The organism is Winogradskyella poriferorum (assembly GCF_036553625.1).
Taxonomy (GTDB): domain Bacteria; phylum Bacteroidota; class Bacteroidia; order Flavobacteriales; family Flavobacteriaceae; genus Winogradskyella; species Winogradskyella poriferorum.
The window spans coordinates 216,576-229,297 of record NZ_JAZHOU010000001.1; the positions used below are offsets into that span (position 1 = coordinate 216,576).

Sequence of the window (12,722 nt, forward strand, 5' to 3'; positions counted from 1 at the left end):
CTTGATAAGAATGCGTTTTTTAGTTTAGCTTAACAACCAACTTCTTAAATAATTAAGAATCTATCAAGATTACATGTTTCACTTTAATAAATCTGCAAAAAAAGTTATATTTGAAGGTGTATAATTAACATAATATCAAATCCATATCAACTTATGAGACAGATTTACTTAATCCTTACCTTATGTTTCACCCTTACTTTTATATGTAATGGACAAACATTGGGAGTAGACACTTTTACACTAGGAAATGATGATTCAGACAACTACGGAGGTAGTTGGAATGCAACAAATTTAGGCACAGGTTTTAGTGATTGGACATTTGATCAAGCTACTCCAAATGGTGGTTTTGCAGGTAGATTTATTGGTACGTTTTCGTCTGCCATAGATGTTAACGGGAACTCGTTTGCAATGTATGCTAATAGTGGAAATGATGCTGTTTCTGGGGCAACAACATATATGCCTAAGGCTATGGAGGAAGGTGATTCATTTACGGTTTCGGTTGGTGTAAATTTTAGAGATGGCAATAAAGGTTTTGATTTGAGAGATGGCTCAAACAATACCATTATAAATTTTAATATTGGCAGTGATCAATACAATATTACAGGAACATCTGGACTATTTTCTAACGCATACGATGCCAACACGGTCATAACATTCACATTTACTCAAAACACCAATAGTATTTCATGGACAGCTAATAGGTCTGGAGGACTTACTGGATCAGAAAGTGGCACGATCAGCAGCATTAATTCCGGAACTATAACTAACATTAGATTTTATAATGTTAGCGCTGGAACAAATGGAGATGGTGGCAGTGGACAAAGAAATCTATTCATCAATTCCTTAAACTTTGAAAGCACATATACGATTGCAGAAAACACTACAGTAAACGTGACTACAAGTGAGACTGTACCATATTTGTCTATTGAAAACGGAAGTACTGTCAATGTTACAAAAACAGGTAATTTAGAAGTTTCAGGAAATCTTAATAATATTGGTAGTTTAATATTAAACTCAGACTCAGACGAGTATTCTAGTCTTATTGTTGATGGTACAGCTACGGGTAATGTCGTTTACAATCGCCATGTGAATAGTAACGATCCTGTAAATGGTAATGATTTAATTAGCGCACCCTTAAGCGGACAAGCTTTTAATGTATTTATAGCTAACAACACAAACATACTTACAAGCTCTAGTGGTCCTGAGGTTTTATTTGGTGATTTTGATAACGATAATGCCAGTGCTCCTTATCAAATTTGGAATGATACAGATACCACTCCGTTGCTAGCTGGTATTGGGTATCGCTCGGGTATTGAAATTGGCGCTCCTACAAACCTTGTATCTTTTGAAGGTATTGTAAACACTAGTTTAGTAGAGGTTGCCATAGATCAGGGATCTGCAAGCATTCTTAATTTAGTTGGTAATCCGTTCCCTTCTTACTTGGATGCACAAGCGTTTTTAACTCAAAACGCGGCACTGTTAGACCCAAGTGCAGTAGTAATTTACGGCTATAATGACAGTACAGATGGCACTTCTGCTGACGACTATACTATTATTAGCGCCTTAGAGAATAACACTTTAAATATTGCTCCTGGACAAGGTTTTTTTGTGGCTTCTAATCCACTTGGAGGCAATCTTCAGTTTACAACCAGCACACCTGATATGCGTCTTACCTCTACGGATGATGACTTTATCGCTGGTCGTTCGACATCTTCTGCCGTTACCAATGTTAATATTAACTTAAGTAATTCTACAGACAGTTTCCTTACAAAGGTTTATTTTACAGCTTCAGCTGGCTTAGGATTAGATCCTGGGTATGATGCAAGTTTACTAGGTGGTGTGGCGCCATCATTTGCTATCTTTTCGCATTTAGTAGAAGATAATATTAATGTACCCTTTGCAACACAGGCTATTGGCGAAACGGATTACAACGATACTACAATTGCACTGGGTGTTAACGCTAACATGGGTGAGCAACTTACGTTTAGTATTACCGAAAACACATTACCTACATCTATTGAAGTGTATTTAGATGATACTTTCGCTAACACGTCTACCCTCTTAAACACTTCAGATTACATATTTACACCTGCTGCAAACTTAAATGGTACGGGTCGTTTTTATCTACGATTTTCAAATAGTGCCTTATCCGTATCAGATCATCTTTTTGATGGTGTTTCAATCTACACCAACCCGAATAACAAGACCATTAATATTGCCGGACAGTTAGCCGAAGGAACTTCTGCTTACCTACATGACATACAAGGGAGATTGGTTAATTCAAAAGCGCTAGAATCTAATTCAACTTTACACAGTATTGATGCCAACAATTTACATACTGGTGTATATATTGTAAAACTTGTTAATGGCACTATTTTGAAAACTGAAAAAGTAATTTTAAAATAAAAAAAACCACCCTTACACTATTTACGTAATTATGAGACACTTGTGAGGTGTTTTTAACTTGACTTTATACCTAAAATTCATAAACAGTTAACCCCCCTTTACACAGTATGTTTTAATGGTTAATTAATTTTGTGTAAACCTTTTTATATTTTCCATTGTTAAATAAATTATTTTACTATTTTTATACCAAACTTAGGCAAGCGCCATGAATAAAGACAACAATACCGACAAAATTACCCGTAAGGATGCCATAAAAAAGATGGGTAAATATGCAGCAATAACAGCTGTAGGGACTTTTGTGATTTTAAATCCCCTTAAAGCTCAAACCTCTTCACCTCCAGATCCAGGTGGAAATCCTCTGACAGGAGACTAATTTCAAGCCACTTTGAGTAACAATTTAGCACCGACATACCAACGGTTGTTTGGTTCTTATTGGATACTTTGGTATGAAACATCTAACACCTACAGTGTGGTAGATGATAGTTTTAAACACCTATTATACGACTACTTAGAATGTGCTTCGTTAGATAATTTTAAATCTAAAGTAGTGAGCATTAATCCAAGTTTAGATGCTGGTGGAATAGCCCAAAACATACAATCCTATTTGGAACAATGTAATGTAGAACATGGTTCAGAAAGCGATCTTAGCTCTGCATTTAATCCGCTAAAACGAAAACATTCAAAGAAATACAACTTCAAAAACAATGTATTTGAGGTTTACTATGATTCTGAGCTAGTCCAAAAAACTATTCATCCAAGTATTGCACATTTAGAAACAACTGACACTGGTACAGCCACTGTTGTTTATGACATTTATATAGAAAATAACATGCTTTGTTTGTTTAAGAACGAAGCCTTAGTCAAAACAGTTCCTAAACGCGACTATCATATTATACAAGGGAAGTTTGCTATGGAATTGCTTTCATTTATTCATAACAGAGTAGAGTCGGATTGGTTAGGTACTTTTCATGGTTCAACCATTGCCGATGGTAAAAATTCTATCTTATTTATTGGTGAATCTGGAAAAGGAAAAAGTACACTATGCGCCTTACTGACAGCTAATGGCTTTGAATTGGTCGCTGATGATGTTTCTCCAATGCTTGGGTCAGATTCTCATATTTACCACAACCCTTCTGCTATATCTATAAAAGAAGGAGCTTTTAATGTATTACGACCTTTAATACCAAATTTTAATAGTATTCCTGATGTACTTTTTAATAAAACTAAAGGCGTGATTAAATATGTACCTTGTAAAAATCCGGCTGTAAGCAATTATCCTTGTAAAGCCATTATAATGGTAAATTACAGTGCTGGTAGCGACACAAAACTTGAGTTGATATCTATAAAGGAGGTATTAGAAACTCTAATTCCTGAATCCTGGTTATCACCAAACCCAAACCACGCAGAAACTTTTTTAAATTGGTTATCTGCAATTCCTGTTTACAAACTAACATATAGTAGTACAGAAAATGTTACTCAGGAAATTACAAATTGTTTTATTCAATTTGACAATCATTAAATATTTTTAGTTTTGCCTAACACTGTTCATGGCTAACCTTGTTACTACATACCAAAATATAGCTGATATTTTAAGTTATACTTCTTCTAGAGATCATTTAGAAGCCACCTTGAGCAACAGCTCTTTTAACTGGGATAACATTGTCATTGAAGGCAGTAAGCATTTAGTACTTCCTGCTATTTATTGTCGTTTAAAAGCTAAAAAACTCACTCATCTTTTACCTGAAGAGCTAGATACTTATCTCAAAGAAATCACTCTGCTCAACAGAAATAGAAATAGTGAAATTTTATCTCAAACAGCCACACTATCTGAGTTATTAAAAGCACACAATATAGCGCATGTGTTTTTAAAGGGTACGGCTTTAATTTCTGGAAATTACTATGATGATTTTGCAGAACGTATGATTGGTGATATTGATATCTTAATACCTCCTAATCAGCTCGATTTAGCATTTCAATTATTAAAAGACAACAGCTATTATCCAATAGAACAGACACTGGGCGACAATTTCTTTGAACATAAGCACTTGCCGCGATTAAAGACTGACAAATTTATATGTGCGGTAGAATTACACAGAAAACTGTTTGTATCTTACGAAAACAGTGAATTACGAAACCCAGATATATTAGCCTCAAAGCAAATTATCAATAATGTTGCCATCCCCTCTTCAAAACATTTATTACTTCACAATGTTCTTAATTATCAGGTAAACGACAAAGGCAGTCTTTATAATAACATCAGTTTTAGATCAGCATACGATAGTATTACTATACACCATAAAGAAGGGGAGATCTTAATAAAAGAGGCTAACATTGTTAGAAAATACTTCAATTTATTACATCTATTTTTTGAAGATATCCCTGATAAATATAAAAGCACAAATTTTACAACCCGATTTTATACTTACAAACTAAAACATATCGGCTTTTACAAATTTTGGAACAAACTTTTAAAACGATCAGATTTTTTACGGATAGTATTAGGCAGAATTCCTCATTTTATAAAAAACAAGGCTTATAGAAAGGCTTTAATAAAAGATAGAAAGCGAATTATATCTTATTTTAGATCTGCTATAAAAGGCACTTAATTATATTTTTATAAAAAATAAATTACTTTGTGTCTTTATTTGTTTTATAAACCATAAAGTTTAACTTTGAATTTTAAAATAAATTTTTTTTATGAGAAAATTACTTTTACTAGCAACCCTTTTAACGTTCACATTCAATTCATACAGTCAGTCTGATTCTGCTGAGTGGTTTGGAAGTGTAGGTCTTAATGCTATCAACAACCAGGGAACACAATCCCCTATAAATGGCATGGGTGATTGGGCCATTAATTTACCTATTTCTTTAGGTATAGAGGTCGGATGGACTTCAGGTTTATCGATAGAACAAGCTTTTACACTCAACTCATATTCTAAAGGTGATATGATAGACAATTTTGAGCTTCAAGAAGATTATACATATTATTCTTTTGATACCCATGCAAAATATTACTTTGGTAAACATATCTTTCCTTCTGCTGATTGGATTGATTTTTATGGAAATGCGGGTGTTGGTTTTTTTAATATAGACGAAACTAATATTTCACTTAACCTTGGAGGTGGAGTTTTATTTTGGCTAAACAGAAGACAAACTTTTGGTATTAGAGCTCAGGTCATTGGTAAATTTGCACTAGACCAAGCTAAAAGTGGATTAGATAACAATCACTATCAAACACATATACAAGCTGTATTTGCACTATGGTAGTCACGGATAATTATAACTAAAACAAAAAAGCCTCTTTTTATTAAAAGAGGCTTTTTTGTTTATATACTTATTTCACTAAGTTCTATTGGCTTAACAATGTATCAAAGTAGCTAATTGTACTTTTTAAGCCGTCTCTTAAGTTTATCTTTGGCTCCCAACCATCTAACTCTTTTTTGGCCAAATCTATATCTGGTTGACGTTGCATAGGATCATCATCAGGAAGTGGTAAATATGTTATCTTAGATTTAGAGCCTGTAAGATTAATTATTTCATCCGCTAACTGAAGCATTGTAAATTCCGTTGGGTTTCCAATATTTACAGGACCTATAAAACTATCTCTAGTATTCATCATTCTAACCGTACCTTCTACTAAATCATCTACATACTGAAAGCTTCTTGTTTGTGTACCGTCACCAAAAATGGTAATATCTTCACCTCTTAGTGCCTGTACAATAAAGTTAGAGACCACTCTACCATCTTTAGGATGCATCCTAGGACCATATGTATTAAAAATGCGTATGATTTTAATCTTTACCTTATTCTCTTTATGATAGTCCATAAATAAAGTCTCCGCGCATCGTTTACCTTCATCATAGCAAGAACGCATACCAATAGGGTTAACATTTCCCCAATAACTTTCTGGCTGAGGGTGTACAGTTGGATCTCCATACACCTCACTTGTAGAGGCTTGTAATATTTTTGCTTTCACGCGTTTAGCCAATCCTAACATATTAATAGCACCCATTACTGAAGTCTTAGTTGTTTTTATAGGATTGTATTGGTAGTGCACAGGAGAGGCTGGACATGCAAAGTTGTATATTTCATCGACTTCGGCCATGAAAGGATTTGTAATATCATGCCTTACTAATTCAAAATAATGATGATCCATTAAGTGCTCTATATTTTGTTTAGAACCCGTAAAATAGTTATCTAAACAAATGACTTCGTTTCCTTCATTTAAAAGACGCTCACACAGATGTGAACCAACAAATCCTGCACCACCTGTTACTAATATTCGTTTCATGTATAGTTTGTAGTTACTGATCCCTCAAAAATAATGCTTATTTCTTAGTCTTTAGTATCCTGCAAAATTAAAGTTTAACATTTGTTTCATGAAGTTGTAAAGTTTAGGGAATTTACCTCTAAACTCATCTGGAGTTTCAATAAAGTTCTCTAGCAGTACTGCAAAAAACTCAAACTGATTGGTATAAGCATATGCTCTAAAATATTTTGATGTCGTTAAAGTATCTCTAACTAATTTGTGATCCTGAAGATAGCTCGTTAATTTGTCAAAACCACCTCTAAAAATTTCACTACTAACATCATCTTTACCAAATGCATTTAGATGTATTGCATGGCCAAACTCATGAATACCTAAATTTAAATTGTCATCACCTATATGATATCCTTTTTTAAAATCTTCCCAAGAAAAGACAATAGATTTAAGCTGAGGATTGGTTTCTCCTTTATGATAAGTCTCATTTAAGTTAGAATAATATGCAGTTGGATAAATAATTACCTTATCTATTAACTCGATAAGATAATTTCTAAAACCAAAGGTTAACATTATTGCTGTAGCTGAAATTAACGTCTTCATCTCTTCATCTACAACCAAACCCTCTCTACCTATAAACTCTTTACTATTAATAAAAGTTGCCAGACGATGTCTAAAAATTCCTTGCTGCTCTATTTCTAGTTTTCTATAAAACTCAAATTCACTTTTTAAAATTGATTTTTGGTGGTTGGTTAACCCACTTCTGAATATAACAGCATTTAAAAAGAACGGCTTTTTATATTTTGAAGCATATATAGATTCAATAACTCTATAAAGTTTAACTAATAAAATAACTCCTAATACAGAGAAAAATATAACTATTAAGATAAACCTGAATGTAGGATTAATTTCGGGCTTTTGAGTCTCTTGAAGGCAGGTTAGAATCATTGACTAAATATAGAAAGAAATGTTTCAAAACTATAACACTAAAACTAAAAAATATGCAATCTAGGCTGCATATCTAAGCTTCTACTTTTAAAAAATCAGAGCTCAACGGATTGCTATCGCATCCTTTGCGCTCCGCTTTGAACATCCTTCAAACAAAAAAATGCTCAAGCAAGCTTGAATAATAGTCAACTTCTCTAACAAATCAGAGCACAACGGATTGCTATCGCATCCTTTGCGCTCCGCTTTGAACATCCTTCAAACAAAAAAATGCTCAAGCAAGCTTGAATAATAGTCAACTTCTCTAACAAATCAGAGCACAACGGATTGCTATCGCATCCTTTGCGCTCCGCTTTGAACATCCTTCAAACAAAAAAATGCTCAAGCAAGCTTGGCATTTTTTCTTATTGAAGTATGTATTCGTGACCACGGTAGGATTCAAACCTACGACCGCTGGAGCCGAAATCCAGTGCTCTATTCAGCTGAGCTACGTGGCCAATGATTCTAGCTTGTCAATTTAGCTTTTACAATCGTAGATATTGTCTTTCCGTCTGCTTGACCTGCAAGTTCTTTACTTACAATTCCCATAACTTTACCCATATCTTTCATGCCTTCTGCTCCTGTACGCTCTATGGTAGTTATCACCACTTTTTCAATCTCTTCTTCACTTAAGGCTTCAGGTAAAAACTGACTAATGACTTCTGCCTGATCTAGCTCTGGTTGGGCTAAATCCTCTCTTCCTTGTTCTTGAAAAATAGCTGCACTGTCTTTACGCTGCTTTACCATTTTAGAAAGAATCTTTATCTCTTGCTCTTCTGTTAACTCATCAGCTCCATCAGAAGCTGTTTTGGCTAATAAAATTTCAGATTTCACAGCTCTTAATGCTGCCAATGCTGTTTGATTCTTTTCTTTCATAGCTGCCTTCATAGCAGACATTATATTATCTTGTAAACTCATAATTACATTAATCTTTTAGAAGTGCGAAGATACTAAAAAAGTTAGGTTTCTTGTTTATTGGAAACCTTTGAAAACAAAAAGCCCAAAAAGATTGAGGTTCCTTTTTGGGCTTGACTTTGGTGTGTAACACTAAACTAAATTTGCTATTAATCTACGTTATCGTGTAAGAATGAATTATTACTTCTTAACTGAATGTCGTCATTATCATCTGTACCTACAGACAATCTAGAAGTATTGGTTTCTGATGAATGCTGAGCATCTTCTAAGTTAACACCTTGTCTTTTGTAAGCAGGCTCTTTTTCTATTTCGTCAATTTTAGCAGTATTAAACTTATAATTAAACTCTTTCATGTGCTTTCTGCGTTCGTCAGCACGTGCTTTAATTAAATCTGAAATTGGACTATTCATTGGGTCAATTTCATCCTCAGAAACCTCCTTAGTCTCTTCAGCAGGAAGTACTTTCTTTTCAAAAACGATTTCCTCTTTTACCTCAGTTTCTACTTTAGCATTAATTGAAGATTCGTAAGACTCTACATCCTCTAACGCATAACGTTTTTCGCCTTCTTCGTTAACTTCTGTTACTGAAATTATCTCTACAGGTTCATTAACATCAATATCTTTTACATCTTCATCTAGGCTAAAAAACATCATTTCTTCACCAGACTCTGGCTCCTCAACTGTTTCTGGTTCATTATTAGATAAAGGCAAATCAAAAGTTAAGGTAATCTGTTCTTCTTTCTCTTCTATAATTGGTTCAGCTTTATTTTCAATTGGTGTAATGATGAACTCCTCTGGCTCTACATTTAGTTCTGCTTTAGTATCTAACACTTCATCATATACCACATCCATATTTCTTAATAAATCTGTGGTAGGAATTAAATCCATATTATGCTCTGCTGAAGTATCGGTATCATCCTCATCTAAAAGTGTATGACGCACTATCGGATCTTCTTTCTTTTCTTCGAGAACAATATCTGGTGTAATTATCGCAGGCTCTTTTTCTTGCGTACTTACTTCTTCAATAACTTCTTCTTCTAAAGCATGAATTACTTTTTTGGTTTCCGTATTTGAGATTTCATTTTGCTGATCGATATCAAAACCAGTAGCAATTATAGTTACTGCGATAGATTCTTCTAATGAATCGTCTTCACCAACACCCATAATAATATTAGCTCCATGACCTGCTTCATTCTGAATATGGTCGTTTATTTCACCGATTTCATCAATAGTGATTTCCTGAGAACCTGAAACGATAAGCAACAATACGTTTTTAGCTCCAGTGATTTTGTTATCGTTAAGTAATGGCGAATCTAAAGCTTTCATAATAGCTTCTTGTGCTCTGGTTTGACCAGAAGCTGTAGCCGATCCCATAATGGCTGTTCCACTATTACTCAATACTGTTTTAGCATCACGTAAATCTATGTTTTGTGTATAGTGATGTGTTATAACCTCTGCTATACCTCTAGATGCTGTTGATAAGACTTCATCTGCTTTAGAGAAACCTGCTTTAAACCCAAGGTTACCATAAACTTCGCGTAGCTTATTATTATTAATTACAATTAACGAGTCTACATGTTCTCTGAGATTTTCGATACCACGTTGCGCTTGTTCGTTACGCATTTTACCTTCAAACTGAAATGGCATAGTAACGATACCAACAGTAAGAATATCTAATTCCTTAGCCATTTTTGCGATAATTGGCGCTGCACCAGTACCTGTACCACCACCCATTCCGGCTGTAATAAATATCATTTTGGTATTGGTGTCTAACATTCTGCGAATGTCCTCTAAACTTTCTACTGCTGCTTGCTCACCTACATCAGGGTTAGCACCAGCACCTAATCCTTCGGTTAAGTTAACTCCTAATTGTATTTTATTTGGAACACCACTACTTTGAAGTGCTTGTGCATCTGTATTACAGATTACAAAATCTACTCCTTTAATACCTTGCTGAAACATGTGATTGATGGCATTGCTACCACCTCCTCCAACACCAATAACCTTAATTACGTTAGATTGGTGTTTTGGTAAATCAAATGAGATGCTTCCAAATTCGTTGCTGTTACTCATATTTTTCGAGATTATGGGATTTTATATATCTTGATTAATTAATTAATTTATCTATTCTGCGTTATCTAAAAATTCTTTAACGCGCTCTGTTAACTTATCTAAAAATGAACGACGCTCTTTCTTAGGTTCTTCAGTTACAATGTCTTGCTGTGCTTCAGTGGTCGTCCCCTCTTCTTCTCCTTCATTTTCAACAACCTCTTCTGCAACTTGTTCCGCTTTTTTACGGTCTTGTCGCTTAAGACCATCCATTACTAAACCAACTGCCGTTGCAAATAATGGACTAGCTATATCTTCATCACTGTCACCAGCTAAATGCTCATTAGGATATCCTATTCTGGTATCCATTCCTGTGATGTACTCTACCAATTGCTTTAAGTGCTTTAACTGGCTTCCACCTCCTGTTAAAACAATACCTGCAATCAGTTTTTTCTTTTGTTCTTCGTGTCCGTAGTTTTTAATTTCTACATAAACCTGCTCTATGATTTCTACCACTCTGGCATGTATAATCTTCGACAAGTTTTTTAAGGTAATTTCTTTTGGTTCTCTTCCTCGTAACCCTGGAATAGAAACAATTTCGTTATCCTTATTTTCGCCTGGCCAAGCTGAACCAAACTTTATCTTTAATAATTCAGCTTGCTTTTCAATAATTGAGCAACCTTCTTTAATGTCTTCGGTTATAACATTTCCACCAAATGGAATTACTGCGGTGTGGCGAATAATTCCATCTTTGAACACGGCTAAATCGGTTGTACCACCACCTATATCAATCAACGCAACACCTGCTTCTTTCTCTTCCTGACTCAATACTGCATTTGCTGATGCTAAGGGCTCTAACGTGATACCTTCTAAATCTAATCCTGCACTTTTAACACATCGACCAATATTTCTAATTGATGACACCTGACCAACTACAACATGAAAGTTGGCCTCTAGCCTTCCTCCATACATACCAATTGGTTCTTTGATTTCTGCTTGACCATCAACCTTAAACTCTTGCGGTAACACGTGGATAATTTCTTCACCTGGAAGCATTACCAGTTTATGAACTTGGTTTATTAAACGGTCAATATCTGTTTCATCAATAACCAATTCAGAATTTGGTCTGGTGATGTAATCACTGTGCTGTAAACTACGAATGTGCTGACCAGCAATACCAACAGTAACATCTTCTATCTTTTCTGATGCAGCAGCTTCTGCTTCTTGTACTGCTTGCTGAATAGATTGTATCGTCTGTGTGATATTGTTTACAACACCACGATGCACACCCAAACTTTTGGATTTACCTACACCAAGTATCTCAACTTTACCATACTCATTTTTGCGACCAATCATGGCCACAATTTTTGTGGTTCCTATATCTAAACCTACCGAAATTTGATGCTTGTCCATAGTCTAAATTTTGGTGCAAATCACTTGTTCGTCAAATTTGAGATTTACAAGCTTATAATTATCTAAAATCTTATCTTTAAAAGCCTTCTGATAAAAGGCTTTGAAATTATTTATCTTTTTTTGAAGCTGATTTAAAGTTCCTAAATGAACTTTAAAATTGCTTTTTCTAATTCTAAAATCAATGGTTCCATCATCGTTTTGATGAATTTCAATGACATGTTTTTTTAAAAATTCATCCTCATCTACAGCCTTTGCAAATTGAAACACTGTATTGAGGTTATTTTTCTTAATATTACCAGTAACTAATGGCACTCTTGCTGCAAAATTTGAAGACAAGGGCATGTACGAGCCTTCATCATCTATGTAATACGATGCATTAGTATGCACTCTAGCGATAGGTCGTTTTTGTTCAATTTCTGCTGAAAGCTCACCGTTTACTGACATAAACACCTCTGCTTTCTTTATCATCGGATTAGAATTTAGGGCAGCTTCTAAATCGTTCAAATCTATAATTTCTTTAGGTTGTCCCGTAACTGCGGCTTGATTTTGTATTAACAATTTACTAACAGTTGACTCAGTAATAAATAACTTATTTTCACCTGTAAATTCTATATTTGGCTCAGACACTTTGCGGTTGTCATTTCTGTAATTAGAAAACGCAAAAAGAAAGCTAACCAAAATCAGCAATACCATGA

The 12,722-nt window shown here is 34.5% G+C and carries 11 protein-coding genes and 1 tRNA gene; 5 read left to right on the forward strand and 7 right to left on the reverse strand.

What is annotated here, in order from left to right; translation table 11 throughout:
- Positions 1-153: 153 nt before the first annotated feature.
- From V1468_RS01090 to V1468_RS01110, 5 genes are all read left to right on the forward strand, one after another.
- A complete protein-coding gene (locus tag V1468_RS01090; RefSeq protein ID WP_331808417.1) occupies positions 154-2,406 on the forward strand; it encodes a T9SS type A sorting domain-containing protein in 2,253 nt (750 codons plus the stop codon).
- A gap of 205 nt (positions 2,407-2,611) precedes the next feature.
- Positions 2,612-2,779: a hypothetical protein gene (locus V1468_RS01095; RefSeq protein ID WP_331808418.1), complete on the forward strand. Its 168-nt coding sequence runs from the start codon at positions 2,612-2,614 to the stop codon at positions 2,777-2,779.
- 12 nt (positions 2,780-2,791) lie between these two features.
- Positions 2,792-3,925, forward strand: a complete 1,134-nt coding sequence (locus tag V1468_RS01100; RefSeq protein ID WP_331808419.1) for a hypothetical protein — start codon at positions 2,792-2,794, stop codon at positions 3,923-3,925.
- A 28-nt stretch (positions 3,926-3,953) separates the two neighbouring features.
- Positions 3,954-5,012, forward strand: coding sequence for a nucleotidyltransferase family protein (locus V1468_RS01105; RefSeq protein WP_331808420.1), 1,059 nt, complete (start codon positions 3,954-3,956; stop codon positions 5,010-5,012).
- A gap of 91 nt (positions 5,013-5,103) precedes the next feature.
- Entirely contained in the window at positions 5,104-5,673 is a 570-nt protein-coding gene (locus V1468_RS01110) for a hypothetical protein (RefSeq protein WP_331808421.1), read from the forward strand.
- Between the two features lie 82 nt (positions 5,674-5,755).
- Here V1468_RS01110 and V1468_RS01115 read toward each other — a convergent pair whose 3' ends face one another.
- The 7 genes from V1468_RS01115 to V1468_RS01145 all read right to left on the reverse strand — a co-directional run bounded on the left by V1468_RS01115 (position 5,756) and on the right by V1468_RS01145 (position 12,720).
- Positions 5,756-6,697, reverse strand: coding sequence for a UDP-glucuronic acid decarboxylase family protein (locus V1468_RS01115; protein WP_331808422.1), 942 nt, complete (start codon positions 6,695-6,697; stop codon positions 5,756-5,758).
- A gap of 51 nt (positions 6,698-6,748) precedes the next feature.
- Entirely contained in the window at positions 6,749-7,615 is an 867-nt protein-coding gene (locus V1468_RS01120; protein WP_331808423.1) for a zinc-dependent peptidase, read from the reverse strand.
- Positions 7,616-8,035: 420 nt separating this feature from the next.
- Positions 8,036-8,109, reverse strand: a tRNA-Arg gene (locus tag V1468_RS01125).
- A gap of 7 nt (positions 8,110-8,116) precedes the next feature.
- Positions 8,117-8,569: a GatB/YqeY domain-containing protein gene (locus V1468_RS01130; RefSeq protein WP_331808424.1), complete on the reverse strand. Its 453-nt coding sequence runs from the start codon at positions 8,567-8,569 to the stop codon at positions 8,117-8,119.
- A gap of 146 nt (positions 8,570-8,715) precedes the next feature.
- A complete protein-coding gene (ftsZ, locus tag V1468_RS01135; protein WP_331808425.1) occupies positions 8,716-10,638 on the reverse strand; it encodes a cell division protein FtsZ in 1,923 nt (640 codons plus the stop codon).
- A 51-nt stretch (positions 10,639-10,689) separates the two neighbouring features.
- On the reverse strand, positions 10,690-12,027 hold the full coding sequence (ftsA, locus tag V1468_RS01140) for a cell division protein FtsA (RefSeq protein ID WP_331808426.1): 1,338 nt from the start codon (positions 12,025-12,027) through the stop codon (positions 10,690-10,692).
- Positions 12,028-12,030: 3 nt separating this feature from the next.
- The gene (locus tag V1468_RS01145) at positions 12,031-12,720 is read right to left on the reverse strand and encodes a cell division protein FtsQ/DivIB (RefSeq protein ID WP_331808427.1); all 690 of its coding nucleotides are present in this window, start codon (positions 12,718-12,720) and stop codon (positions 12,031-12,033) included.
- Between the last annotated feature and the right edge of the window lie 2 nt (positions 12,721-12,722).